Below are 26,751 nucleotides of genomic sequence, written 5' to 3'. Positions count from 1 at the left end.
GCAGCAGTTTAACAGACGGAGGGAAATAATTTGCAAGAAGGAAAAGTTATCAAAGTCTCCGGACCGCTAGTGATGGCGAACAATATGGCGAGTGCCAGTATTCAAGACATCTGTTATGTGGGCGATTTAGGAGTTATCGGAGAAATCATTGAGATGCGGGGAGACGTAGCTTCCATTCAGGTCTACGAGGAAACTGCCGGCATCGGCCCTGGCGAACCAGTCAGAACAACTGGTGAAGCTCTCTCAGTTGAACTGGCGCCAGGTATTATGTCACAAATGTTCGACGGGATTCAACGGCCGTTGGACACTTTTTTAAAGATTACAGAGAGTAATTTTTTGAGCCGCGGAGTGCAGCTACCGGCTTTAAATCATGAAAAAAAATGGCTCTTTGAACCAGCTAAAGCAGTTGGCGATAGTGTTAGTGCTGGCGATATCGTCGGCACTGTGCAAGAAACTAATGTAATTAACCATAAAATCATGGTGCCAAATGGTATTCAAGGCACCATCACAGAAATTTCAGCTGGTGAGTTTACGATTGATGAAGTCATTTATAAAATTGCCACTGAAAATGAAGAAAAAGCCTTGACCATGTTGCAAAAATGGCCGGTGCGTCGGGGTCGTCCAATCAAAGAAAAATTAAATCCTGTGGCACCGATGATTACTGGTCAGCGGGTTATTGATACCTTTTTCCCGGTCACCAAAGGAGGAGCGGCCGCTGTTCCCGGGCCATTTGGAGCGGGTAAAACAGTCGTGCAGCACCAAATTGCTAAATGGGCTGACGTTGATTTAGTTGTTTACGTGGGTTGCGGCGAGCGGGGCAACGAGATGACCGATGTATTGAATGAATTTCCGGAATTAATCGATCCAAATACCGGTGAATCATTGATGGAGCGGACGGTTTTAATTGCCAATACCTCTAATATGCCCGTTGCAGCTCGGGAAGCCTCGATTTATACCGGAATTACGATTGCGGAATATTTCCGTGACATGGGTTATAACGTGGCAATCATGGCAGATTCAACTTCTCGCTGGGCAGAAGCACTGCGGGAGATGAGTGGCCGTTTAGAAGAAATGCCGGGGGATGAAGGTTATCCTGCTTATTTAGGTAGCCGTTTGGCGGAATATTATGAGCGTTCAGGGCGAGTGATTGCATTAGGCGAAGATAATCGTGAGGGTAGTATCACTGCCATCAGTGCAGTTTCACCATCTGGTGGTGATATTTCTGAACCGGTAACGCAGAACACTTTACGAGTAGTGAAGGTTTTCTGGGGACTGGATTCACAATTAGCCCAACAGCGTCACTTCCCATCGATTAATTGGTTGTCCAGTTATTCCTTATACAGCGCAGAAGTCGGCCAATATCTAGACCAGCAGTTAAATGGCGATTGGTCTGGCATGGTCAAAGAAGGCATGCGAATTTTGCAGGAGGAGTCACAATTAAATGAAATCGTCCGTTTAGTCGGTATCGATTCCCTTTCTGACCGTGACCGCCTGACTTTGCAAGTTGCGAAATCCTTGCGGGAGGATTACCTTCAGCAAAATGCCTTTGATGATGTCGATACTTATACTTCTCGGGAAAAGCAATACAAAATGTTGGATAATATTTTAACCTTTGGCCATGAAGGTCAGCGGGCTTTAAGCTTAGGTTCCTATCTTTCAGAAATTATTGATGGAACGGTTATGCTGCGGGACCGGATTGCCCGCAGTAAATATTTACCAGAAGACCAGCTTGCTAAACTGGATGAGATTCATCAAGAAATCAAATCAGAAATCCAAGAAATTATCGCACAAGGAGGCATGACGAATGATTAAAGAATATAAAACAATCGGTGAAGTCGTCGGCCCTTTGATGGCAGTCGATAAGGTTCAAGGAGTAAAATACGAAGAGCTGATTGAAGTGCGCATGCAAAACGGTGAAATTCGCCGCGGGCAAGTGCTGGAAATTCACGAGGACAAGGCGTTAGTTCAAATTTTTGAGGGAACCAGCGGCATTAATCTCCGGGATTCATCTGTACGCTTTTTAGGCCATCCATTAGAATTGGGTGTATCAGAAGATATGGTGGGCCGGGTCTTTGACGGTCTTGGCCGGCCTAAAGATCAAGGTCCGGAAATTTTACCGGAAAAGAAAATGGATATTAACGGAGAGGTTATCAACCCCGTTGCCCGAGATTATCCGGATGAATTTATCCAAACGGGAATTTCAGCGATTGACCATTTAAACACCCTGGTCAGAGGACAAAAGCTGCCGGTCTTTTCAGGTTCAGGTCTACCCCATAAAGAATTGGCGGCGCAAATTGCTCGTCAAGCTAGCGTTTTAAATTCGGATGAAGATTTTGCGGTGGTTTTTGCCGCAATCGGAATCACCTTTGAAGAAGCCGAATATTTTATGGAGGACTTCCGTAAAACCGGCGCTATCGATCGCTCGGTAATGTTTATGAACCTAGCCAATGATCCAGCGATTGAGCGGATTGCCACGCCACGGATGGCTTTGACGGCGGCTGAATATTTGGCCTACGAAAAAGGGATGCACGTCTTGGTCATTATGACGGACATGACCAACTATTGTGAAGCGCTGCGGGAAATTTCTGCGGCTCGTCGGGAGGTTCCGGGACGACGGGGCTACCCTGGTTATCTCTACACAAACTTGGCCACCTTGTATGAACGGGCGGGGCGGATTCGCGGCTTAAAGGGTTCAGTGACGCAAATTCCGATTCTCAGTATGCCAGAGGATGATAAGACTCACCCGATTCCCGATTTAACCGGCTATATTACCGAAGGACAAATTATTTTGTCCCGTGATTTAGATAAACGAGGCATTCAGCCACCGATTGATGTATTGTCTTCTTTATCCCGTTTAAAAGATAAAGGAACGGGTCCCGGCAAAACCCGTGAGGACCATGCAGCTTCTATGAACCAGTTATTTGCAGCTTACGCTCAAGGTAAACAGGCGAAAGAATTGGCTGTTGTATTAGGGGAAGCCGCTTTATCAGATGTCGATAAAATTTATGCGAAGTTTGCGGACCGTTTTGAAAATGAGTATGTCAACCAAGGCTTCCATACAAATCGTTCCATTGAAGAAACCTTAGATTTAGGTTGGGAATTATTAGCGATGCTGCCGAGAACAGAACTAAAACGGATTAAAGACGATATGCTGGATAAATATTTACCGAAAAAGTAAGCTAATTTTTCGCTGCTCAGCTTTTTGATAGTACAAATAAAAAGAAGTTCGGTAAATTTTTATAGAAATCAGTGATAAATACAATTTTGTTTTCCTGATTTTTATTAAACAGAGGATTTCTTGTCTGCGAAACTATCAATCAACCTGACAGACTTTAAAATGTTTATTACTTTACTAGAGGAAGAAGTGATAAAATGGCCCGATTAAATGTGAACCCGACGCGGATGGAATTGACCCGCTTGAAAAAGCAAATGACAACCGCTACTAGAGGGCATAAACTTTTAAAAGACAAGCAAGACGAGCTGATGCGCCAGTTTATCTTGCTAGTGCGCAAAAATAATCAGCTGCGGAAAATTGTTGAAGAAAAGATGCAGACTGCCATGGCGGATTTTGTTTTGGCAGATGCGACAATCAACGAGGCGTTTATTGAAGAACTCTTTATTCTTCCAGCTGAAGATGTGCAGCTAGATGTTATGGAAAAAAATATTATGAGTGTCAAGGTGCCGCAGATGGCTTTTGAGTATGACGAGCGCCTTGGGGTAGCTCCCTTGGAATACGGCTATTTAAATTCAAATGCTGAGTTGGATTCGGCGATTGACCGCTTTGCAGACTTTTTACCACAGCTGTTGGAGCTGACAGAAATTGAAAAAACCTGCCAGCTGATGGCCTCAGAAATTGAGAAGACCCGTCGGCGCGTCAATGCACTAGAATATATGACGATTCCCCAATTGGAGGAGACAATCCACTATATTCAAATGAAGCTAGAGGAAAATGAACGGGCGGAAGTGACCCGTCTGATTAAGATTAAAAATATGGGTACCACAACGAGTTAAGTTGTGGTACCTTTACTTGTATATAAATTGTTTTGGAAGAATGAGTAGAAGGTGCAGAGATGTTTAAGGTAAAGAGACGGATGTTTGAAAGAATTTCGCCAGGCAGATTATTAGCCTTGGGATTTTTATTGCTAATTTTAATTGGCGGTAGTTTGTTGAGTCTGCCGTTTTTCAGCCGCTCAGGAGAAGCGACAGCGTGGCTCGATGGGATTTTTACGGCAACATCCGCAGTGTGTGTGACTGGTCTGACAACTTTAAATACCGCTGAGCATTGGAATATTTATGGCCAAGTATTGATTATGATTTTAATTGAAGTTGGCGGTTTGGGCTTTATGATGATTCCGATTCTTTTTTTCTCAGCCATGAAAAAGAAGGTCGCCTTTAGTACTCGGATTGTTCTGCAGGAAGCGTTAAATTTAGATGATTTATCAGGTGTGATGAAGCTGATGCTGTACATTGTGAAATTGTCAGCGGTTATTCAAGGTGTCGGTGCAGTCTTATTATCCTTTGTTTTTGTTCCGCAATACGGCTGGCTTAAGGGAATTTGGTTTGGTATTTTCCATTCGATTTCCAGCTTTTGTAATGCCGGCTTTGATTTGTTAGGCGATAGCTTGGCTCAAGACCAGCAAAACTGGTTCTTAATTTTGGTGGTGGCGCTGTTGATTATTGCCGGTGGGTTAGGCTTTATTGTTTGGCGGGATATTATTGAATATCGCGAGAAAAAACGCTTGTCTTTGCATACCCGCATTGGCTTAAGCATCACCGGAATTTTATTATTAGGTGGGACAATTCTATTTTTCTTCACAGAAAATAATGCGGCTGCGTTGGCTCCGGATGGGAATTTTTTTGAGCGCTTAGTTAATACTTTTTTTATGAGTGTCACGCCACGGACCGCGGGCTATTACTCTGTGAACTACGCCCATATGACCGACGCTGGTTTAATTTTGACGATGTTTTTAATGTATATCGGCGGAACTTCCGGTTCAACAGCAGGCGGTTTGAAGACGACGACTTTTGGAGTGTTGCTGATTCAAATGCGCTCAATGTTTAAAGGACGCACACGAGCGGAGTTCCATGGCCGCACGATTCGTCAATCAACGGTGCTGCGGGCCTTAACTTTATTTTTTATCACCTTGACAGTCTGTGTGCTGGCAATCATGCTGCTTTCAGTTACAGAAACCATTCCGCCAGAATTTGGGATTGAGTACATTGCCTTTGAAGCTTTTTCGGCTTTTGGCACTGTCGGCCTCACGATGGGCTTAACGCCAGATCTAACTGAAATCGGCAAAGTCGTTATTATTGCTTTGATGTATATCGGTCGAGTGGGAATTTTGACAGTTGTTTTCTCTTTAATTGCTAAAAGCAAAAGAGAGCAGGCAAATTACAAATATCCTGAAGAAGGTGTCATGGTAGGATAATAAAAAGAGAGCTTCAATTGCTGAGGCTCTCTTTTTGCTACTTAAAAATTAATTTTATTTTTAACCTTCAATTTTCAACAAGTTTGAAATGCAGATAAGTTACTAATAATCTGTAGCACTTGCTAACTATCAGATAAAATTCAAACTCCATTTTAATTTATATTAGAATCTAAATTAATTATCCGCGAATGACTTCAATTTTATAACCATCAGGGTCTACAATAAAGTAATAAGATGGATCAGTTCCTGGGAGGCCTTTTAAGTCAGTGACATTAAAACCAGCTGCTTGATGTTTAGCGTGAGTAGCTTCTAAATCATCTGCAGCAATAGCAATATGGCCATAACCATTTCCTAAATCATAACCAGGATGATTGTAATTGTATGTCAATTCCAATTCATAATCATCTCCAGGTAAAGTCAGATAAACCAAAGTGAATTCATTTTCCGGAAAATCACGACGACGGCTTTCTTCAAAATCAAAAGCCTCTTGATAGAACTTCAATGATGCCTCTAAATCTTTGACGCGAACACAAGTGTGAGCCATTTTCATATTCTTCATCCTCTCTTTCTCATCAATCTTAGCATACTCTTATTATTTTTTTAAAGCTTCTGTTTTAAAAGGCTTGTTAATGAGAAATTTCTCATGTAAACTGTTAACTAAGACTGAAATCATGAAATGAAAATGATAAACATTTCCAGGCAATAATTATTAGATGAAGAATATTGAGTTTAAAGGAGTTTGTCAATGAGCATTCCGACCTTCGGGTTAAAGACGGAAAATGTCGAGTATATCAGCCGCTATGCCGTCTATGTTGTTTTACCAAATCAAAATAATGAGCTGGCAATTGTGCAGGCCCCTAATGGTGCATATTTTTTACCCGGCGGCGAGATTGAAGCCGGTGAAGATCAGCTGGCGGCGATTCAACGGGAATTAATTGAAGAGCTGGGGGTTGAGGCGACTTTGGGCAAGTATTATGGCCAAGCGGATGAATTTTTCTTTTCCCGTCATCGAGATACTTATTATTATAATCCCGGTTACTTTTATCAAGTGACGGCTTGGCAACAGGTCTGTGAACCGACCGAAAAAACCAATGTCATTGCTTGGGTCGCTCCTGAAAAGGCGATTGAATTATTAAAACGCGGCAGTCACAAGTGGGCTGTAGAGCAATGGCTTAAAACTAATTAAAAAAAATAAAAATCCTGCTTGGCGGGGGCTCTTATAAGGAGCTCCCGCCAAGCAAGATTTTTTTTATTTCAGCTGGGTGTAGATACACTGATTTTTTATATTTTAAATTAAAACATATTTGTTTAGGGCTTCGGCTACACCGCTGTCATTATTGCTGGCAACGTGGACGTCAGCGGCTGCTTTGGTGCTAGGTACGGCATTGGCTACGGCAACACCGATGCCGGCATATTCCAACATTGAATTGTCGTTTTCGTTATCGCCAATTGCCATTGTTTCTTCTGGTTTCAAGCCAAGGTATTCAGCTAAGGTTTTTAAGGCATTACCTTTGCTGGCATTTTTATTTAATAATTCATAATAAAAAGGCGAGCTTTTGACTGTATTGTATTTTTCCGTAATTTCTGGCGGCATTTTTTTAATGGCTTCGTCTAAAATATGAGGATGATCAATCATCATCATCTTGATAATATTTAAGTCCTCATGCATTTCTTCGGGTGTCCGATATTCTAAAGGCATATCGACCAAGTAAGCCTCGTTGACGGTATATTTGCTGATATTTCTATTTGGCGTAAAAATCGTTTCATGATTAATCGCATGGAAATGGATGCCTAATCTGCGGGCGGTCAGTTCTAAAATATTGTAGTCTGCTAAACTCATGCCATAGCTGGCAACGATATCGCCGCTAGCAACATTTTGAATCAAAGAGCCGTTGTAGGTAATCACGTACTCGTTATCACGATTGATAGCTAATTCCGCCAGCTTCGTGGTGACGCCTGGCAGTGGGCGACCGGTACATAATACAATGTGAACACCTTTTTGCCGTGCTTCGTGGATGGCCGTTTTTACCTCTGGGTTGATGGTGTGCTGATCATTAATCAAAGTCCCATCGATGTCGATTGCTACTAATTTAATACTCATAATTTACTCCGTTTCTAAAAATTTATTCAATTGCGCCATTTTTAATATGGCGGGAAAACTGTTGGTAAGTTTCCGAGAACAAGCTGGTGTCCTCTTGAGGAGCGAGCATTTCTTTTGGGAAATAAAAACGCTGATCCCCTTGGGTCTGTCCGGCTAAAGCCGCAACTAGTGGACTGAGCTGCGATAATTCGATTAGAGAATCATCTTTGCGGATGATTTCAATCTGGGTGCGGTGGCGATTTTCTTCTGGTCGATAAAAATCATAGGGCAGGTCATAGCTGGAATTAATTGCCGTATAATATTTTGGATTATAGCCAACTTTTTCCACCAACTGTTCTAATTCTACCAGAGTTTGATCGTCTTTACCTTTAACAAATGTCGCAGATTTTAAAGGCTTACGATTTAAAAAGCGCTGAGCTAAATCGCTAAGGACCGCATCGCTCTCCTCCTGCCACTGAATAAAAGACGTGCCTAAGACACCGTCATCTAATTTTAAATAATCAGCTAACGAAAAGTCTTCTTTTAAAAAGGGTAGCAACAATTGGGAGTGACCGTTAAAAATATTCGGGTCTTTGCGATACAGCTTGGCTGCTCGGTTTAATAAATGCTCTAAAATGACTTCCATTCCCCGAGAAACCGGATGAAAATAGACTTGGACATACATCTGATAGCGGCTGACAATATAATCTTCGACGGCATGCATGCCATTCATTGAAAAAGCAATGCCACCGCTGTAAGGTCGAATTACCCGCAAAATTCTAGTCAAGTCAAAGGTCCCATATTCAGTGCCGGTATAATAGGCATCCCGCAGCAAATAATCCATCCGGTCAGCGTCAATCTGGCTGGAAATCATTTGAACAACTTGCGGGTTAGGATATTTTTTGGTAATCACGCTGGCGACTTTTTCGGGAAAGCCGGCCCCCACCCGATTTAAAATTTGATAGACCTCAGTCTCTGGTGAGGTGATAATTTCTACTGTAATCGCCTCGTGATTTGTGTGGAAAATATGTTCAAAGGTATGGGAATAAGGACCGTGACCGACATCGTGGAGCAGTGCGGCCGCCAAAACCACTAATCGCTCGCTGTCATCCCAGCCATCTGGTCCAATTTTTTCTTGGGAATAATTCCGCACAAAAATATCACAGATGCGCCGAGCAATTTCATAAACCCCCAGCGAATGGGAAAAGCGGCTGTGTTCCGCCCCGTGAAAAGTAAAAGAAGAAGTGCCTAATTGCTTAATCCGCCGCAAGCGTTGAAATTCCTTTGAATTAATTAAATCTAAAATCACTTGATGCTGCACATGAATATAATTATGGACTGGGTCGCGGAAGACTTTTTCCATTGGCAGCAGCTGATCTTTGTATTGGGTCATCTTAAAGCTCCTTTAAGAGTAAATTTCGTTGCTGCATACTGGTAATTTTTTCTTGAAAACGCTCGAGATTATCGGTCTCAGTTAAAAATTTATCTGCCTGTTGAAAGGCAATTTCAGTAGCGAACATTTTTTCAGCAGCACTTAAAAAGCGTTCCTTGCAAGCTAGCACTGTCAAGTTTTCCCCGAGTAAGACTGGTAAGTTTTCCATACTGGCAGGGCGCACGGCCGGATAGCCTTCAAGACCAAAGCGCTCTTTGAGACTCGTTTGATAAAATTCTTTGACCATTTCGCCACGAGCCAGCTGATTGCCAGTGACACTGAGGTACATCATCACAGCAATGCCATTTTTGATTCGCCGCTGGGCAATGCCCGCAAATTTTAAATCCTCTATGCTGAGATCAAATTTTCCCGGACAATATGAATCAGCAATTTCTTTGGCGATAATTTCCTTTTTGGTGGGGAAGGCCGCTTTAACGAGGGCGGTCATTAATTCATAGCCGCCATCAATCGATAAATCAGCCTTTGGTACAATCAGCGAGACATTTAAAATGCCCGCATCAGCAATCACACCTAAGCCCCCTGCATTGCGAATGACCGGCTGATAATCGGCAGCCTGAATCACCTCGATACCAGCTGCCAAGTCTGTCACTCGCGTATCTTTCATGCCTAAAATAAAACAATTTGGCAATTGCCAAAAATGTAAAAATGCTTGCTGATTTTCGCCGGCAAATTCCGTTAAAGTATCCGTTAAAGCAAAAGGTTCAAAGGCCGCAGTCGGCGCTAAAATAGCTTGATCCAAGACAATCATATTTTTCATAAAGGTTATTCGACTCCTTTTAATAACTCGATTTTCACATGAAGTGGGCAGATTGTCAAAATGGAATCGCTGAAAATCATGATTTTTTGCATTCTGTTTCGGTTTTTTTATAAAAAGGCGAGGATTCCAGCAAAATAATCGCAAATGATTGACAAATACTGACTTTCTATCGAAAATAGGACTAGATAAGTAAGTTGAATAAAGGAGCATCAGAATTATGGATTTAACACAAAGTATTCCTGTATCAATTATCGTACAGACAAAAATTAAACAACAAGGTCAAGTTGAAGAATTCAACTTTGAAATCCCCGGTCAAATCGTTCAAATTGGTACAACCTTTTATATTCGTTATAAAGAAGCACAGGAGGATGGCCGAGAGGTGCCGGTGACCGTGAAAGTTTATCCCGACGGTAAAGTTCAATTATCCCGCAACGGCGATGTTCGTACACGACTGCGCTTTGGTTATCAGGAAAAATTAGAAACTAGCTATCGAACGATTTACGGGATGTTTTTATTGACGACCTACGCAAAAAATCTGCATTTTAGTTTACGAGACCGGCCAGTTTCTGGAGAAGTTTCAGTTGATTATGACTTATTTTCAATGGGGGAACAAATCGGTGAGTATCAGTTTATTTTGAAATTTACGGCTTGATGCATGGAGTGAATTTCAAAATAAAATTAATTGGCCTTTTGACGAACTAAATATTGCATTTTAAGGCAGTATTTTGTATGATAAAGGATAGACTGCGAAAGGACGTGTACCCTTTGGAATTAAGTGTATTTGAAGGATTAAATAAAAATGAGTTGTCAATGATTGAAGTGGCTCACGCAATCTTAGAGGCTAATGCTGACGTAATGGATTTTTCTGATTTGGTAAACGAGATTCAAAATTATCTTGGTAAATCAGACTTAGAAATTCGCGACTCCTTAGCTCAATTTTATACAGATTTAAACATCGACGGTAGCTTTATCTCTTTAGGGGATAACCGTTGGGCGCTGCGTTCATGGTATGCGATTGACTCGATTGATGAAGAAGTTTCGCCAGCCATTGATGAAGATGAAGAAACGCCTCGTCGTAAAAAACGCAAAAAGGTTAACGCCTTTATCACAGATGATGAAGATGCCATCGACTACAATGACGATGACCCTGAAGATACTGATTTAGCTGATGAAGACGATGAAGACTTTGATGACGACGATGATGATGACGATGAAGAAATCGCAGCATACAATTCTGACTTGAAGGAAATCGGTGCTGACGATAATGGCGATGATGAAGAAGAATTGCCGGGCAGCATTGAAGAAGACTTAACCATCGTAGACGATGATGATGACGACTTTGATGATGAGGATGAAGACGAAGAGTTTTCTAAAGAAGAATAGCCAGTAAAAAAACTGTTCCAATAGTAAAAACAGCTGAGTAATGGAAACTAATTTTGGTTTCAGTTATTCTCTGTTAAAACTATTGGAGCAGTTTTTTTATTTTGCATTTTTTAGCGAATGTCGAATTTATTAATTTGTGCGATGATGGCTGCCATTTCAGCAGGTGATTCCTGCTGGCCACCGTTAATCCAAGCCTGAAAAACACCGAATTGCGCACTGCTGAGATAGGCAATAAAATATTTTTGTTCAAGGGGAGATTGTAGCTGAATATTCTGAATGCGGGGCAGCAAATTTTCTACCATATTGGCGGTAATCGCTTCTTTGATATGATTTTGAATTTCGATTGAACCTCGATCAGAAATCAGCAAAGCCAGCAATTTGCCTTCAGTGGTAAAGAAGGTGAGTAATTCAGTAATTATCTGTTTGACGCTAAAATTTTCTTTAAGAAGTGTGGCTTGATTAATCTGTGAAATCAATTCTTTTTGATACGCCTCAATCATTTGATATTTATCAACATAATGTAAGTAAAAGGCACTGCGGCTGATTTCGGCTTCCTGACAAATATCTTTCACAGTTATTTTTTCAAAGCTTTTTCTTTCTAATAAAGCTATCATACCATTTAAGATATTGCGTTTAGTGCGATAAAAGCGCAGGTCTTGTTTATTCTCTGTCAAAAAATCACTTTCCTTCGTTTCTCGATAATAGGGTTGATTGTTTTGCTGCCAGCCTTTTGATAGCTATTCACTCAGTAAAAACTTGCTAAGCTTGAACTTAGCTTACACAATAATTTACAAGCTGTCCATTATCTAAAAAAAGACAGCTGTTAGACTTCAATTGCATGAAGCGACTGTTAAAAGTCGAACCAAAAAGGTAATTTTTGGCAGTCACTTCAAAATGAAGGCCAGACCAGCTGTCTGAAAATAAACTAATAGTTAATGAAAGAGTTGAAAAAAAGTTGGATTCATCAAGTAATACCAGTTTATTTTTTCTCTGTCAGAAATTGAATGAAGGCGACAATAATTGAGAAGACGGTTAAAACTGAAACAATCAGCTGCGAAACATTCGTGGCATAGCCGGTTTGCGCTGGATCTAGAATGCCTAAAACGAGGTAATAAACAGTCCAAATAAGACCAATGCCTAAAAGTAGAAAAGCTGCCATAATGATATAGGGATTGGCTTTTTTTAGTTGTGGCATTAAGCTTAAGAGTTTGTTGGTCTTTTGTGCTTTACTTTTTTGTTTTCGGGTAATCACGCCGCTGAAAAAACCAACGATGACACCGATGGATAGACCGATACAGATTGCAAAGAAGATAGTCATAGAACTCCTTAAAATCGAAATTATTTAAAAAATACGTGGTAACAGTCCGGCAATATCTTTTAGGCATCAAATCTTTTGCGCTTGGAGGAGCTTTGAATGCCTAATGCTTCCCGATATTTAGTGACTGTTCGGCGGGAAATTTGAATCTCTTTTTCCTTTAATAAATCAACAATTTTTTGATCCGATAAAGGTTTTTGCTTATTTTCTTCAGCGACTAATTGGGCAATGGCCTGTTTGGCACTATCTGCACTTTGGTCATCGCTGCCGGCTTCATTAATCCGATTGGTAAAGAAATTTTTTAATTCAAAAATGCCAAAATCGGTCTCTAGATATTTGCCATTAACTGAGCGGCTGACGGTTGATTCGTGAATCTCAAGTTCTTCAGCGACTTCCTTCATCGTTAATGGTCGCAAGGGACGTCGGTCATCTAAAAAGAATTGCTGTTGGACTTGGGCAATCACGGTACCGACCCGCAAAATGGTATCTCCCCGCTGTTGCATCATTTTTTTCATCGTTTGGTATTCCTGCTGCTTGCCTTTTAAATAGGCCAGCGTTTCATCATCCGCTTTAGCCTGCATCCGTAAAAAATATTTTTCCTGAAATTTTATTTCCGGTTGACCTTTGCGGTTGGAACTGATTTTTATTTGGCCTTCAACAACTTTGACGGATAGATCAGGCACGACATATTGTTCGGTTTCTTGGCTAAATCCACTGCCGGGAGAAGGGGTCAAGGTTTGCAGATAATCAAAAATTTGTTGAATATCCTTCAATTCAATCGCAAATTTTTTGGCAATTTTTTCCCAGCGCCGGGCAACCAAGTCTTCAAAATTTTCCTCTAAAATAATATAAGCTAGGTCTGGGGCATAGTCATCCCGCTCTGTCTGCAGCATCAAGCACTCTTGTAAATCACGGGCCCCCACACCAGCGGGTTCTAATTGCTGAATCAAGGTCAATGCATCCAAAAGCTCAATAGCACCGGCACCGGTTTGTTCCGCAGCTTCTTCTAAAGAAATTTTCAAATAGCCATTCAAATCAATATATTCTACTAAATATAAAACAAGACTTCGTAAAAACGTATCCCGATAATTTAAATGGATTTGCTGAATCAAATATTCAAAAAGAGAAATCCGGTCTTGAGAGATCAGATTAATAATGTCTAGACCCGCTTGACTGGCACCAGAACCGCGGCCATAATCTGCCACAAAGCTTGGCTCGATCACTTCAATCAAAGGATTTTCTAAGGCCATATTATCCAGGTAATCTACCAGTTCTTCGGTATTAAATTGCAGGACCTGCAAGGATTGCTGAAGCTGCTGAGTCATTGCCAGCTTTTGGGTTTGCCGCTGTTGTTGTGAAAAATTTTGTTCAAATTTCATATTTTTAAAATTTCCTCTTGTTTTTTTTTGCTAAGTCGGATAAACTATAACTCGTGCCGCGCCCTTAGTGTAGTGGATATCACGTAAGATTCCGGTTCTTGAGACGGGGGTTCGATTCCCTCAGGGCGCGTAAAGCTAAATTCATTTTGTCTTGAATCCGCAGAAAAGTCAATCTTTTCTGCGGGTTCTTTTTTGTATTTAGAAGTAGTTAGGAAACAGATGCATAAAAAATTTTAGCGAATTATTTTCCACAAAACAGTTCGCAATTTTCTGACAATTCGCTTCATAAAAACTTTACAACTCTTTCACAAAAAAACATAGGCTTTCGGTTGTTTTTTTTGAGGCAAACTGGTAGAATAATTTTTGTAGGAATGAGGAAGAAAAAGTTAAAAATTTTTCCCATCCGAATTTTTTTGAGGTCTATGGGTCGTTTTTAGTCTACTATGGACAAAAATTGTCCTACTAAGGAGAAAACAATGCTTGATGATTTGAAATTGATTGAAGCAGTGGCTCCGGAAATGATTAAACTTCTGCAAGAACGCGTGCAAGTCCTGAGAGCTATCTACTGGCAACAACCGATTGGCCGGCGAAGTCTCGCCGATAATTTAGGAATGACAGAGCGGGTATTGCGCACCGAGACCGATGAATTAAAAGAGCTTGAGTTAATCCACAGTTCGAAAAGCGGCATGTCCTTAACCAAAAAAGGTCAAAAAGTTTTTCGCCAGCTGGAAAAGTTGATGAACAACTTGAAGGGCATGGATCAGCTAGAGCAGCAAATCGCCAAGCAATTTTCAATTGAACGTTGTCTAATTCTTGAAGGAGATAGTGATCTCCATGAAGAAATTATTTCGGAATTTGGTTCTGCTTTGTCGGATGTATTAAATGTTAATTTACCCATCGGCGAAAATATTATCGCAGTGATGGGTGGTACGACGATGGCAAAAGTTGCCCAACATTTGAAAAACTTGGAAACCAGTCAGCGACACAATATTTTTGTACCGGCTAGAGGTGGTATCGGCGAAGCATTGTCGGTTCAAGCCAACTCTGTCAGTGCTGTGATGGCAGCAAATTCTGGCGGCGAACACCGTGCACTTTATGTGCCGGAGCAGTTGAGTCGGCAAACCTATGAGTCATTGTTGCAAGAACCGTCAATTCATGGTGTACTGGGATTAATCAGCCAAGCCAATTGCGTGATTCACAGTATTGGTCGTGCGTTGCACATGGCAGCTCGCCGCAAAATGAGTGAAGCAGAATTAGTGATGCTGCGGCAAAAACATGCGGTTGCAGAATCCTTCGGTTATTTTTTCAATGAAAATGGCGAAGTGGTTTACAAAGTTCCCCGAGTTGGTATTCAGCTGCTGGATTTAGAAAAAGTTCCTTTGATTTATGCTATTGCAGGCGGGAAATCAAAAGGCAAGGCGATTCGCGCCTATTTAGAAAATGCTCCACAACAAACGTGGCTCATCACAGATGAAGCTGCGGCAAACGAGATTTTAAAAGGGTTCTCCCTTTAAAATAAATTAATTTGTGATTTTCATAAGGAGGAAATCTTAAATGACAGTTAAAGTAGGTATTAATGGATTTGGACGTATTGGACGCTTAGCATTCCGTCGTATCCAAGATGTAGCAGGAATCGAAGTAGTAGCAATCAATGATTTAACAGACGCTAAAATGTTAGCTCACTTGTTAAAATATGATACTACTCAAGGACGTTTCAACGGAACTGTTGAAGTTCATGAAGGTTCTTTCAACGTAAACGGCAAAGAAGTTAAAGTTCTTGCTAACCGCAATCCTGAAGAATTACCTTGGGGTGAACTAGGCGTTGATATCGTTTTAGAATGTACTGGTTTCTTCACTTCAAAAGCTGCTGCTGAAAAACATTTAACTGCTGGCGCTAAACGTGTTGTAATCTCTGCTCCTGGTGGAAATGACGTGCCAACAATCGTTTACAACGTAAACCATGAAACATTAACTGGTAAAGAAACAGTTATCTCTGGTGCTTCTTGTACTACTAACTGTTTAGCTCCTATGGCTAAAGTATTAAACGACGAATTTGGTGTTGTTGAAGGCTTGATGACAACTATCCACGCTTACACTGGCGACCAAATGACTTTAGATGGACCTCATCCTAAAGGTGACTTCCGTCGTGCCCGTGCTGCTGCAGCAAACATCGTGCCTAACTCAACTGGTGCGGCTAAAGCAATCGGCTTAGTAATTCCTGAATTAAACGGTAAATTAGATGGAGCTGCTCAACGTGTGCCTGTTCCAACTGGTTCATTAACTGAATTAGTAACTGTTTTAGACAAACCTGTTACTGTTGATTCTGTTAACGAAGCAATGGCTCATGCTGCAAACGAATCTTATGGTTACAACACTGACGAAATCGTTTCTTCTGATATCGTTGGTATGACTTTTGGTTCATTATTTGACGCAACTCAAACTCGTGTGATGACTGTTGGCGACAAACAATTGGTGAAAACTGTTGCTTGGTACGATAACGAAATGTCATACACAGCTCAATTAGTTCGTACTTTAGAATACTTCGCAAATCTTTAAGATTTAAGAAGGCTAATTGAAGACGATTGTCTAATAAAGCGGGGAAGCGACGCGCTTCTCCGCTTTTTATTTAGAATAAATGAAAGAACGCACAAATTAATCAGGAGGTCCTCCAAATGGCAAAGAAGACTGTTAAAGATATTGATTTAAAAGATAAAAAAGTCTTAGTACGAGTAGACTTTAATGTTCCCTTAAAAGATGGTGTAATTGGTGATGATACTCGAATTAAAGCGGCATTGCCAACCATCCAATATGTTATCGATCAAGGCGGCAAAGCAATTTTGTTCTCCCACTTAGGTCGTGTTAAAACTGAAGAAGACAAAGCTGGCAAATCTTTAGCACCAGTTGCCAAACGCTTAGGCGAATTATTAGGCAAAGAAGTTACCTTCGTTCCTGAAACTCGCGGCAAAGAATTAGAAGATGCCATTAACAACATGAAAGACGGCGACGTTTTAGTTTTTGAAAACACACGTTTTGAAGATGTTGACGGCAAAAAAGAAAGCAAAAACGATCCTGAATTAGGTAAATACTGGGCTTCATTAGGCGATGTTTTTGTAAATGATGCCTTCGGTACAGCTCACCGGGCTCATGCTTCAAACGTTGGGATTGCTTCAACAGGGATTCCAACTGTTGCTGGCTTCTTAATGGAAAAAGAAATTAAATTTATCGGTGAAGCCGTTGAAGATCCAAAACGTCCGATGATCGCTATCTTAGGTGGCGCCAAAGTTTCTGATAAAATTGGCGTGATTGAAAACTTAATTCCTAAAGCGGATAAAATTTTAATCGGCGGCGGCATGACGTATACTTTCTACAAAGCTAAAGGTATGGAAATCGGCAACTCTTTAGTTGAAGAAGACAAAGTTGACTTGGCTAAGTCTTTAATTGAAAAAGCTGGCGACAAATTAGTTTTACCAGTAGATTCAATTACGGCTGCTGAATTTTCAAATGATGTACCGACTGAAGAGCATGCAGGTGATGTACCAGTTGGCCAAATGGGACTAGATATCGGACCTGAAACAATTGCTTTATTTGCCCAAACTTTAGCGGGTGCGAAAACAGTTGTCTGGAACGGACCAATGGGCGTTTTTGAAATGTCAAACTTTGCCCGTGGCACAATCGGCGTTTGTGAAGCCATTGCTAACTTAGAAGGCGCAACAACCATTATCGGTGGTGGCGATTCTGCGGCAGCGGCTGAACAATTAGGTTTCGCTGACAAATTTACCCACATCTCTACTGGTGGTGGTGCAAGCTTAGAATTATTAGAAGGTAAAGAATTACCTGGCTTAGCTGCTATCAACGACAAATAAGCTTGCATTTTTTAAGAGAAAAATCAACAGCTTAATAAAGAAACGGAGCGAAAAACATGCGTAAACCAATTATCGCCGGTAACTGGAAAATGAATAAAACAGCATCAGAAGCAAAAGCCTTTGCAGAAGCTGTTAAAACAAAAATTCCTGCAAACGACAAAGTCGATACAGTGATTGGCTCACCAGCCTTATTCTTAGAAACTTTGATGAACGTTAGCGCAGGCACTGAATTAAAAATTTCAGCGCAAAACTGCTTCTGGGAAAATGCTGGTGCTTATACTGGTGAAACTTCACCAGCCGCTTTAGCTGACTTAGGTGTTCAATATGTGATTATCGGTCACTCTGAACGTCGGGAATATTTCCACGAAACAGATCAAGATATCAATAAAAAAGCCAAAGCTATTTTTGCTAACAAAATGACACCAATTCTTTGCTGTGGCGAATCTTTAGAAACTTATGAAGCTGGCAAAACAGCTGAATGGATTGAAGGCCAAATCAACGCTGGTTTAGCTGATTTAACAGCGGAACAAGTGAGTAACTTAGTGATTGCTTATGAACCAATCTGGGCAATCGGTACTGGCAAATCTGCTGATGCGCAAATCGCTGATGAAATTTGTGGCGTTGTTCGTCAAACAGTAGAAAAATTATACGGTAAAGAAGTTTCTGAAGCTGTCCGCATCCAATACGGCGGTTCAGTGAAACCAGAAAACATTGCTGAATACATGGCGAAGGAAAATGTTGACGGCGCTTTAGTCGGCGGTGCCAGCTTAGAAGCTGATTCATTCCTAGCTTTGTTAGACTTTGTTAAATAAGAATTGCTAAAGCTTTTAATAATTCGCTTTCAAAAACGATTTTTATTTGCAGAAAAGAGAAATATTCTCTACAATAAATAGTGTTCATAAGGGTACGCCCTTTAGATAAAACAAACTCAAAGGAGAGACAAGTTATGTCAATTATTACTGATGTTTACGCACGCGAAGTCTTAGATTCTCGTGGTAACCCAACAATCGAAGTCGAAGTTTACACAGAATCTGGTGCTTTTGGACGGGGAATGGTTCCTTCTGGAGCTTCAACTGGTGAATACGAAGCCGTTGAATTACGTGATGGCGACAAAAACCGTTACGGCGGCAAAGGCGTTACTAAAGCTGTTGACAACGTAAACAACGTGATTGCTGAAGCAATCATCGGCTATGACGTACGCGATCAAATGGCAATTGATAAAGCTATGATCGAATTAGATGGAACTCCTAACAAAGGTAAATTAGGTGCCAATGCAATTCTTGGCGTTTCAATCGCTGTAGCTCGTGCAGCTGCTGATTATTTAGAAGTACCTTTATACCACTACTTAGGCGGATTCAATACTAAAGTATTGCCTACTCCTATGATGAATATCATCAATGGTGGTTCACATGCTGATAACTCAATTGACTTCCAAGAATTTATGATCATGCCAGTTGGCGCTCCTACTTTCAAAGAAGCTTTACGTTATGGTGCAGAAGTATTCCACGCTTTAGCTGGAATCTTAAAATCAAAAGGTTTAGCAACTTCAGTTGGTGACGAAGGTGGCTTCGCTCCTAACCTTGGTTCAAACGAAGAAGGTTTTGAAGTAATTATCGAAGCTATCGAAAAAGCTGGCTATGTTCCTGGTAAAGATATCGTTCTTGCAATGGATGCAGCTGCTTCAGAATTCTACGACAAAGAAAAAGGCGTTTACGTATTAGCTGATTCAGGCGAAGGCGAAAAAACAACTGACGAAATGATTCAATTGTACACTGACTTAGTTGCGAAATATCCAATTATCTCAATTGAAGATGGTTTGGATGAAAACGACTGGGACGGCTTCAAGAAAATGACTGACGCTTTAGGCGATAAAGTTCAATTAGTTGGTGACGACTTGTTCGTAACAAACACAACTAAATTAGCTGAAGGTATCGAAAAAGGTATCGCTAACTCAATCCTAATCAAAGTTAACCAAATCGGTACTTTGACTGAAACTTTTGAAGCAATCGAAATGGCGAAAGAAGCTGGCTACACTGCAGTAGTTTCTCACCGTTCTGGTGAAACTGAAGATTCTACAATCTCTGACATCGCTGTTGCAACAAACGCTGGTCAAATCAAAACTGGTTCATTGTCAAGAACTGACCGTATTGCAAAATACAACCAATTATTACGTATCGAAGACCAATTAGGTGATGTAGCTGAATACAAAGGCTTGAAATCTTTCTACAACTTAAAAAATAAATAGTAAATTCTTTGGTATAAAAGGGTTTCTTATGATTACTTGTTAAGTAATCTGTTTTGAAAGTATTAGGTAGACCAATAGTTACGTACTATGCAAAAGAATGTATTGCTAACTTGAATTTGCTTCTAATTAGCAGTACTGGAAATTTGACGTAGTACGAACTATAACCAATAATCATCATTAAACACTGTTTTTTCTCTAACTAAGAGAAAGGATGGTGTTTTTTGCTGTATACAGAAATGATAGCTGAATATTTGTTAGATTGTAGGGTTCGTAACTTATCGAAACGCACTATCGAGTCATATCAATCTCAGCTAAACGTATTTTATGGTTATCTCAGAGATGTACACGGTCTTAATGAGCTAAGTGAGATAAGCAAGCTACATTTAAAGAAGTTTATTTTAAATTGCCAAGAGGAGGGGAAAAAGGAAACTTATATTAATACAATTTTAAAAGCAGTTAAGTTGTTCTATAAGTATATGACTAATGAGTATGAGGTTACTAATATTACTAAAGAGATAAAATTGCTTAAGGAGCCTAAGCTACTGTTAACTACCTTTTCAGATACAGAAGTTTCTAGTCTCATTAAATTCTATAACAAGAAGGGATTTGTCAATCAAAGGAATAAGTTGATTATTGAGGTAATGGCAGATGCTGGTTTAAGAGCAGAAGAAGTAAGAAACCTTACTAATGATAATGTAAAGGAAGGATATTTTCAATTTATGGGAAAAGGAAGTAAGGAGCGAGTTGTTAAAATTTCCCCTTACTTAGAGCAGTCGTTAAAAAGATATAGAAGAACTAAGGCAGGCTATTTTAACAATCTAAGGAATTACAGGGAGATTGATGATTTTTTATTTATTTCTAAATCGGGTAGGCGGTTAAAAAATAACGTTTTGCTTGAAAAAGTAGTTAAGGATGCTTGTATTGCTACTAATGTTAGAGAAGAGGTACAACGTAAGAGCTGTCACAGCTTAAGACATTATTATGCACAAAAGTTATTAAAAAATGGAGTTAACCTTTACACGATAAGTAGGTTATTAGGTCATAGTAATATAAAGACAACTCAAACATATTTGAACTCGTTAAGTGATTCTGAAATTTTATCAAGTATGGAACTAACACCACTTCAGAAACTAATAAATGAAGGAGTATTGTAGATAATTATTCTTCAATAAGTCTTTTTAGTAAAGCTTCCTTCTCCTGTTTATGTCGTTTTAGTAGTTCCATAAATTCAATTGTTTGTTGTTGCTCAGTCGTATCTAGAGACCGATATAGAGCTAGAAATGTCTCTTCTGAACTTACTATATCCTCATCGATAAAGTGGCTTACAGGAATATTTAGGGCTTTTGACAGCTCACTTAGACTATCTAAATTGGGCTCTGTTTTTTCTAGTTCCCATCTAGCAACAGCTTGTTGGCTAGAATGTATTTTCTTTGCTAATTCTGATTGAGTTAAATTTCGTTTTTTTCTATATTTTTTAATTACTTTAGCATATTGTTTTGTCATGAAATTCCCTCCTATGATGATGGTACAACATCACGTTGTCTCTATGCATAAACTAAAATGTATTGTTCGTTATAAGAGTTGAATTACATAAAGTTGTTGTATATAATCGGATAAGGAGGAATTGCATTATGAGTAAAAAAAGAGTATTTGCAACATACAGGGAAAGTAAAGGATACTCTCAAAAGGATTTAGCAAAATTACTAGGAGTAAAGCAACAAGCGGTTAGTTCATGGGAAATTGGACGGACTATTCCCAAACCACACCAACTGCAACAGATAGCTGAAGCTTTAGGAGCTACAAAGGATGAATTATTCTCTGATATGTTTCAAATTCAAAAGGAGGAATAAGTATTATGTACTGTAGAAATTGTGGAAATCAAATGGAGGAATCAGCAAAGTTTTGCCCATCGTGTGGGGCATCTCAAGGAAAGGAAGCAACTTTCAATCTGTCTCAGGTATCTGACAGTGCAGATAAGATTGTTAACGAGACTAAAGTCCAAATCAGTAATGGCAAACAGTCTGGCAAGCTCTACATGGTCATTGGGTGGGTTTCAGTTGTCATCTCACTCCTATTTATTCCTGTATTATTTGGTGCTATTGGAGTTATTATGGGGTATTTGTATAGAGAGCATGATGAAAAGCATGGGACTATTTTAATGATTGCAGGTGTAGCAGGGGCTATTCTGGGAATGCTGTTAGGAGTTGCTTCTATTGGATAATAAAAGACTATTACAAAAAAACTTAACAAATAAAAAAGCAGTTGTTATAATACTGTTGTTCCTTGTAACAGCTATTTTCATCTCTAGTTGTGGAAATCAAAATAAGTCTGCATATGGTTATTGGTCAGGAGTAGATACTAGAGGGGAAGTTACCTACGATATTCATGTAACCAAAGACCACATTGTTATATTGGAAGACAAAGGGGCTACAAAGTATAAATATAAAAATGAAAAAATTGGTGTTAGAAATACAATGGTCATCTCTGGTAAAGAATTAGCTAGACATATTGATGGTTTAGATGACGCAACTAATTCCTCTGCTCTGTTTTCACTCGTAGATGATGATAAAGACCATCCTTTTCTTGCTGTGCTTATAAACACGGAAGGAACATTATCAGATGCTAAATTGTACCCTATAGATAAATCTGATAGTCCATTAAGTGACGCTGAGGGTGCTGAAAACGCATGGATTACTTTATTAATTCCCATCGGTCTATTTCTATATTTGTACAAAAAAAGAAGTAGAGGCTAGATAGGGTAAATGCTAAATGATAATAGTAGAGCGTAATAGCATTAAGGAGGAGAACCTCATGAAAAAATTGACGATAGCTCTTTTGATTGTATGTAACCTATTGTTGTCGGGCTGTAACAAGAAGGAAAGCTTTACAGAACGAAGTGTATCAACCAGTCAAAGCGAAGAGAAAACTTCAGTCACGAGCACACTGGAAAGTAGTACAAGTCCTACTGTCATGGATAGTACATCTCAAGACAGTAATTCTGGGACGCTATGGAACTCGGAAAAGGCAAGAAAGCTCAATCAGTTTGTCATAGACTGGGGTAAAACAATGAAGCAGACATACAGAGAGTATACGCCTGAGAATAATGTAAACTTGTATGATTTACAATTACCTAAAAGAGTTTTAGATGAAGATGGTTGGCAAGCAGTTGTAAACGAAAACCCAATTGAACTAGCTTGGTCTGAAGATGGTCAAACAAGTGGAGATGGCTATGCGTTGGTTGCTGTTTTTTCAGATGCAGACACTCAGCCTGAATTTGGGAAGCATGTCTACTTCTTTACAATAGTCTCAGGAGAGCCGAAGGTACTTGTTACATCGCAAAACCAAGGGAATCCTAATAATTACTTATATTTTAAAGAAACAGATAATAAAGAGCTTAGAGGAGGTTTTTCAGAGCTCGTAGGAGGCTCTTACAGCCATTTAGAGAGCTCAGAACATACTGAGCAATAGAGCAGGTCAACCTAGGTACAATCGCATATAAAGACTTAGATACAGCAGATATTGTGCAGACTATAGCTCTTGGAATGGGCTGTTCTATTAATGATGACGGAAAGACAATTAACTTTGTTCCAGCTATGTCAGGTATGCACCAGACGTTACAACTATGTATCTCAGGAGCGGAAGCTACAGAGGAGTTTGCTAGCTACTCAGAAAGAATTAAGGAAGCTAGCTTACAGACAGCAAGGAAGCCGATAAGCTTGTGGAGCGGAGATGACAAGTTAATGCTCACAGCACAGAGTGGAGTCATTACATTCAGTTTATAGTTAATTGGGAAGGATATAGGATGGATAAGCCCGCCCCGTTAGTTTAAATCCCTACTAAGGTGCATGTGTATAAGGTGGGGTGTGCCTAGGGGTTCTAATTTTCGAAGGAAAATATTTTAGAAATATCCTGAAAGTCAACACTTGTTTCCTTTGCATATAGTCTTTAGAGTCTAAAGAGGGTACCCTTTAAATGAGCTACATGGCTCACTGGGGGTACTCTTTTTTTGACTTTTGCAAAAGGTTAATAAATTGGGGGACATGAAACGAAATGAAATATATGGAATAAGCTTGATATGACAACGTTTCATGTTTCAGATGTAGGGAGAGGTAAATATAGTTTTTTGGCTAAAATATTGAAAAACTCCCACAAGATAGTGCTGATTTTAGAGGGAAAAGGCACCTGCACATATTTCAGGTATGTCATAAAGTCATACTAGGTAGTGGGTATTTTGGAGAAAGCTATTGTTTGAGGTGCTGTGAAGAGGGGATTCAACAGAAAGAAAGTTGTAGTTCTGTATTGGACAGGTCATTATGTGTATCTAAGAAAAAGTGATATCATTTTACTTCATCTTGCTAGTTATATATGCAAGGGCGATATGCGTGTAAAAAGTAGCTAATGTTTATACCAAAATAATATTGTCATCCTTTCCTAAGGGTGGAGTTTGCCCGAAACCTCCTCCAAGGGTCGGAAATAGAATAGACCTTAGAGGTAACACAGGCGGTTCTAAGACGAAGTAGAGTGACTGGTATATTATGTATAGAAGTTGATGAAATGCAACAGAAGGGCTGGTATGAGAGAATAAAATGAAATAAGTTCAGCCTACACTGGAGTTAAAATATACGGTTATAATAAAATGTGTTTAAATAACTCTGATTCACTCTCTGAGCAGTTTTGAAATTCGTTGGTATTATTTTATCAAAAAGGGGGTATAGCACCTTAGAAATGAAATTAGAGCCTTTCGTGGGTATTCTGGTTCTGACGTAGCAGTTGAACTTACATTGTCACTCTACTTTAATGTTTAAATTTAGCTAGTGATTGAGAGAACACTTAGAATTGTTCATTGTTTTGAAACAATTTGTTGACCACGTGACTAAGTTTATATATGTTTATATAAGTTTATTAAAAGGGTATATATATAAAGAGATAATAAGAGCTTCAAAAAGTTTAAATAGGAAACAAAGTCAACACTTTTGGGAAAGCTGGGGGAGAATAGAGTAAGCAAGTAGTCAGTTAAAAATTAATCTGATGTATTTGGTAGGTATTAAAGATAGTTAAAATGGATTCTAAGAGAGTTTAGTATCAGTTAGGGAAAAAGACCTAAAAATAGGTAGGATTGATTATAGGTAGGTTAAATTAAGTTTAAGGATAGGTAAATAGAAAAAAGTATCTGACTAATTTTATACTAGCTAGGTACTCTTATTTTTGTATATATACATGTGTATTTTTAACTGACTACTTACTTAGTTACTATTTTATATAAGTCTAAATATATTTAAACTGACTAACACAATACTCTCTTTTATTTAAAAGAGTTTAAAATACAACCAACGGTTTTTGTTGGTTGGTGGGTTAAGCGCCACTGCGCTTATCGGGGGTTCATAGGGGGCTGAAAGCCCCATTGCTTGTGTACTCAGGTGAGTGCATAGCTATCCGTGACAAAAGATTAGGGTCAAGAGATGCTCGCTCAGAACGCCTTCGGCTGAGCTCGGTGCTAAGCGCACGGCTGACGAGCAAGCTCGTCTAATTCCATACGTTTTATGGTTATTAAACGCAACACAAAAGTGGTTCTAAGGGCTCAAGTACTTAAGAACCCTCTCACCCTATAATAGCGTAAAAACGACAAATTTGTGACGCTTTTTTCGATATTTTTTCAAAATCAATAAAAGTTTATTTTACCAAAAAGATACCATGTTGGTGTGTAAGCATTTGGGAGCTAGTTTCAGAAAATCGATTTGAGATAATTCATGGTATAATAGAAGTATAGATAAGAGCTGAAAGGAAGAAATATAATGACCCATGAAAGAAACTTCTATAAAATAATTAGTACAGATAGATTTAAAAATTTAGTTATTTATTTTGAGAAAAACCAAAATGATTTTTGGCCTAAACAATCTCCAATGAAAAAAAGAGATATGAAGGCAGAACTTCAAGAACATGTCTTCTTTGAATTGGATAGAATAAATCCAAAACAAGAATTGAATGAGATTGAAATTGCTAAGCTACTAATGAATGTAAAAAGAAATTACTATGAAGATAGACAAAACCAAAATGGTTTATTCATTAAAAGAGTACCTATTGATAGAAAAGAACGGGTAACCATTAAAGAAAAAACTTTTGACTATGTTGCATATGAACGCATAACGAAAACTGGTACAAAATGGGAGAAACAAATTGATGATTACCTAATAGGTGATATGAGCACAATACAAGGAATTAGGGAAGAGGACTATGTAGAAGAGTATGAGGAGAAAATGTCTTTTCTAATAAAACTACTTAAACCCAAAGACATAAACAAACTTTATGCACTAACTGAAGCTAGACATTTGGAAGAACCTGATAATTTAGCTTGTTTATTAAAAACAAATAGCACAAATGCTCGAAAAATTAAAAGTAGATTCATTAATAAATACCAAAAGAAAGTATCAGCATATAGGAAAACGGCTTAACATAACAGTTTAAAGTTATCTATTGAATGACCCCGTCCCCGTTGTTTTGTGAGTGTACTAAGGGGGCTATCTCATATGGGGGGGACTCTTTGGGTTCGTTTTTTGAAATTTTTGCAAAAGGCAAATAAAATCGATACACGAAACCTAAATGAAATATCAATACTTAATCATCGCTTGCTCGTTGGTTTGACGGCAACTAAAGGCTATAGAAGAATGAGTGAAATGAATAACTGCCACCTAAAAAGTTTTAGATGAAGTGGAGGGGGACATTCGGACTGGCTCTGTCTGTGCTTTGTATGGGGCTATAGAGACGTTAACAATTGACACGGGAAAATCAGAACGTCTCAGGGAGCGGTTCAGGAGCGTTTAAGAGGGGACTTTCTTGATTTAGTATGGCA

Annotated in this window: 26 protein-coding genes and 1 tRNA gene; 19 read left to right on the top strand and 8 right to left on the bottom strand. The window is 39.4% G+C overall.

The features are described 5' to 3' along the window. The first annotated feature begins 30 nt into the window (after positions 1-30). The 4 genes from ACYSNU_RS14015 to ACYSNU_RS14000 all read left to right on the top strand — a co-directional run bounded on the left by ACYSNU_RS14015 (position 31) and on the right by ACYSNU_RS14000 (position 5,429). On the top strand, positions 31-1,812 hold the full coding sequence (locus ACYSNU_RS14015) for a V-type ATP synthase subunit A (protein ID WP_461737815.1): 1,782 nt from the start codon (positions 31-33) through the stop codon (positions 1,810-1,812). After that, positions 1,805-3,178 (top strand): V-type ATP synthase subunit B, encoded by a 1,374-nt coding sequence (locus tag ACYSNU_RS14010; protein ID WP_461737814.1) that lies wholly within the window; start codon positions 1,805-1,807, stop codon positions 3,176-3,178. The genes ACYSNU_RS14015 and ACYSNU_RS14010 overlap by 8 nt, the downstream gene beginning before the upstream one ends. A gap of 194 nt (positions 3,179-3,372) precedes the next feature. Continuing rightward, entirely contained in the window at positions 3,373-4,011 is a 639-nt protein-coding gene (locus ACYSNU_RS14005) for a V-type ATP synthase subunit D (RefSeq protein WP_461737813.1), read from the top strand. Positions 4,012-4,070: 59 nt separating this feature from the next. Continuing rightward, positions 4,071-5,429, top strand: coding sequence for a TrkH family potassium uptake protein (locus ACYSNU_RS14000; RefSeq protein ID WP_461737812.1), 1,359 nt, complete (start codon positions 4,071-4,073; stop codon positions 5,427-5,429). Between the two features lie 178 nt (positions 5,430-5,607). Here the strand turns inward: ACYSNU_RS14000 and gloA are convergent, their stop codons facing one another. After that, positions 5,608-5,979, bottom strand: coding sequence for a lactoylglutathione lyase (gloA, locus tag ACYSNU_RS13995; RefSeq protein ID WP_461737937.1), 372 nt, complete (start codon positions 5,977-5,979; stop codon positions 5,608-5,610). Between the two features lie 195 nt (positions 5,980-6,174). Here gloA and ACYSNU_RS13990 point away from each other — a divergent pair, with 195 nt between their 5' ends. After that, a complete protein-coding gene (locus ACYSNU_RS13990) occupies positions 6,175-6,615 on the top strand; it encodes an NUDIX hydrolase (RefSeq protein ID WP_461737811.1) in 441 nt (146 codons plus the stop codon). A 102-nt stretch (positions 6,616-6,717) separates the two neighbouring features. On the opposite strand, the gene yidA is transcribed toward ACYSNU_RS13990, so the two are convergent. The 3 genes from yidA to ACYSNU_RS13975 are packed head-to-tail and all read right to left on the bottom strand — an operon-like array spanning position 6,718 to position 9,719. After that, positions 6,718-7,530 carry a sugar-phosphatase gene (yidA, locus tag ACYSNU_RS13985; protein WP_461737810.1) on the bottom strand — a complete coding sequence of 271 codons (813 nt, stop codon included), beginning with the start codon at positions 7,528-7,530 and terminating at the stop codon, positions 6,718-6,720. A gap of 22 nt (positions 7,531-7,552) precedes the next feature. Continuing rightward, positions 7,553-8,902, bottom strand: coding sequence for an HD domain-containing protein (locus tag ACYSNU_RS13980; protein ID WP_461737809.1), 1,350 nt, complete (start codon positions 8,900-8,902; stop codon positions 7,553-7,555). A gap of 1 nt (position 8,903) precedes the next feature. After that, on the bottom strand, positions 8,904-9,719 hold the full coding sequence (locus tag ACYSNU_RS13975; RefSeq protein WP_461737808.1) for a lipoate--protein ligase family protein: 816 nt from the start codon (positions 9,717-9,719) through the stop codon (positions 8,904-8,906). A 217-nt stretch (positions 9,720-9,936) separates the two neighbouring features. Here ACYSNU_RS13975 and ACYSNU_RS13970 point away from each other — a divergent pair, with 217 nt between their 5' ends. After that, on the top strand, positions 9,937-10,371 hold the full coding sequence (locus ACYSNU_RS13970) for a YwiB family protein (protein ID WP_461737807.1): 435 nt from the start codon (positions 9,937-9,939) through the stop codon (positions 10,369-10,371). Between the two features lie 113 nt (positions 10,372-10,484). Then, on the top strand, positions 10,485-11,102 hold the full coding sequence (rpoE, locus tag ACYSNU_RS13965) for a DNA-directed RNA polymerase subunit delta (protein WP_461737806.1): 618 nt from the start codon (positions 10,485-10,487) through the stop codon (positions 11,100-11,102). A gap of 110 nt (positions 11,103-11,212) precedes the next feature. Here rpoE and ACYSNU_RS13960 read toward each other — a convergent pair whose 3' ends face one another. The 3 genes from ACYSNU_RS13960 to rpoN all read right to left on the bottom strand — a co-directional run bounded on the left by ACYSNU_RS13960 (position 11,213) and on the right by rpoN (position 13,796). Further along, entirely contained in the window at positions 11,213-11,776 is a 564-nt protein-coding gene (locus ACYSNU_RS13960) for a TetR/AcrR family transcriptional regulator (protein ID WP_461737805.1), read from the bottom strand. A gap of 305 nt (positions 11,777-12,081) precedes the next feature. Continuing rightward, the gene (locus ACYSNU_RS13955) at positions 12,082-12,420 is read right to left on the bottom strand and encodes a hypothetical protein (RefSeq protein WP_461737804.1); all 339 of its coding nucleotides are present in this window, start codon (positions 12,418-12,420) and stop codon (positions 12,082-12,084) included. 59 nt (positions 12,421-12,479) lie between these two features. Next, on the bottom strand, positions 12,480-13,796 hold the full coding sequence (rpoN, locus tag ACYSNU_RS13950) for an RNA polymerase factor sigma-54 (RefSeq protein WP_461737803.1): 1,317 nt from the start codon (positions 13,794-13,796) through the stop codon (positions 12,480-12,482). A 58-nt stretch (positions 13,797-13,854) separates the two neighbouring features. Between rpoN and ACYSNU_RS13945 the strand changes: the two genes are divergently transcribed. From ACYSNU_RS13945 to ACYSNU_RS13915, 7 genes are all read left to right on the top strand, one after another. After that, a tRNA-Arg gene (locus ACYSNU_RS13945) sits at positions 13,855-13,926 on the top strand. 346 nt (positions 13,927-14,272) lie between these two features. Next, complete coding sequence (locus ACYSNU_RS13940; protein ID WP_461737802.1) at positions 14,273-15,310, top strand: sugar-binding transcriptional regulator; 1,038 nt, start codon at positions 14,273-14,275, stop codon at positions 15,308-15,310. A gap of 40 nt (positions 15,311-15,350) precedes the next feature. Then, complete coding sequence (gap, locus tag ACYSNU_RS13935) at positions 15,351-16,352, top strand: type I glyceraldehyde-3-phosphate dehydrogenase (RefSeq protein ID WP_461737801.1); 1,002 nt, start codon at positions 15,351-15,353, stop codon at positions 16,350-16,352. A 116-nt stretch (positions 16,353-16,468) separates the two neighbouring features. Then, complete coding sequence (locus ACYSNU_RS13930; RefSeq protein ID WP_461737800.1) at positions 16,469-17,659, top strand: phosphoglycerate kinase; 1,191 nt, start codon at positions 16,469-16,471, stop codon at positions 17,657-17,659. Positions 17,660-17,715: 56 nt separating this feature from the next. Further along, positions 17,716-18,471 (top strand): triose-phosphate isomerase, encoded by a 756-nt coding sequence (gene tpiA / locus ACYSNU_RS13925; RefSeq protein ID WP_461737799.1) that lies wholly within the window; start codon positions 17,716-17,718, stop codon positions 18,469-18,471. A 134-nt stretch (positions 18,472-18,605) separates the two neighbouring features. Beyond that, the gene (gene eno, locus ACYSNU_RS13920) at positions 18,606-19,904 is read left to right on the top strand and encodes a phosphopyruvate hydratase (RefSeq protein WP_265459026.1); all 1,299 of its coding nucleotides are present in this window, start codon (positions 18,606-18,608) and stop codon (positions 19,902-19,904) included. A 221-nt stretch (positions 19,905-20,125) separates the two neighbouring features. Beyond that, positions 20,126-21,058: a tyrosine-type recombinase/integrase gene (locus tag ACYSNU_RS13915; protein WP_461737798.1), complete on the top strand. Its 933-nt coding sequence runs from the start codon at positions 20,126-20,128 to the stop codon at positions 21,056-21,058. A 4-nt stretch (positions 21,059-21,062) separates the two neighbouring features. On the opposite strand, the gene ACYSNU_RS13910 is transcribed toward ACYSNU_RS13915, so the two are convergent. Beyond that, positions 21,063-21,407: a helix-turn-helix transcriptional regulator gene (locus tag ACYSNU_RS13910; protein WP_461737797.1), complete on the bottom strand. Its 345-nt coding sequence runs from the start codon at positions 21,405-21,407 to the stop codon at positions 21,063-21,065. 128 nt (positions 21,408-21,535) lie between these two features. Here ACYSNU_RS13910 and ACYSNU_RS13905 point away from each other — a divergent pair, with 128 nt between their 5' ends. The 5 genes from ACYSNU_RS13905 to ACYSNU_RS13885 all read left to right on the top strand — a co-directional run bounded on the left by ACYSNU_RS13905 (position 21,536) and on the right by ACYSNU_RS13885 (position 26,353). Further along, positions 21,536-21,754, top strand: a complete 219-nt coding sequence (locus ACYSNU_RS13905; RefSeq protein WP_461737796.1) for a helix-turn-helix transcriptional regulator — start codon at positions 21,536-21,538, stop codon at positions 21,752-21,754. 5 nt (positions 21,755-21,759) lie between these two features. Further along, positions 21,760-22,125: a zinc-ribbon domain-containing protein gene (locus ACYSNU_RS13900; protein ID WP_461737795.1), complete on the top strand. Its 366-nt coding sequence runs from the start codon at positions 21,760-21,762 to the stop codon at positions 22,123-22,125. After that, complete coding sequence (locus ACYSNU_RS13895) at positions 22,118-22,657, top strand: hypothetical protein (RefSeq protein ID WP_461737794.1); 540 nt, start codon at positions 22,118-22,120, stop codon at positions 22,655-22,657. The genes ACYSNU_RS13900 and ACYSNU_RS13895 overlap by 8 nt, the downstream gene beginning before the upstream one ends. Before the next feature lie 58 nt (positions 22,658-22,715). Then, positions 22,716-23,372: a DUF4767 domain-containing protein gene (locus tag ACYSNU_RS13890; protein ID WP_461737793.1), complete on the top strand. Its 657-nt coding sequence runs from the start codon at positions 22,716-22,718 to the stop codon at positions 23,370-23,372. A gap of 2,324 nt (positions 23,373-25,696) precedes the next feature. Beyond that, entirely contained in the window at positions 25,697-26,353 is a 657-nt protein-coding gene (locus ACYSNU_RS13885; RefSeq protein ID WP_461737792.1) for a hypothetical protein, read from the top strand. Positions 26,354-26,751: the final 398 nt, after the last annotated feature.

It is taken from the genome of Enterococcus sp. LJL120, from assembly GCF_054871765.1.
This window is presented reverse-complemented; position numbering and strand designations above follow the sequence as displayed.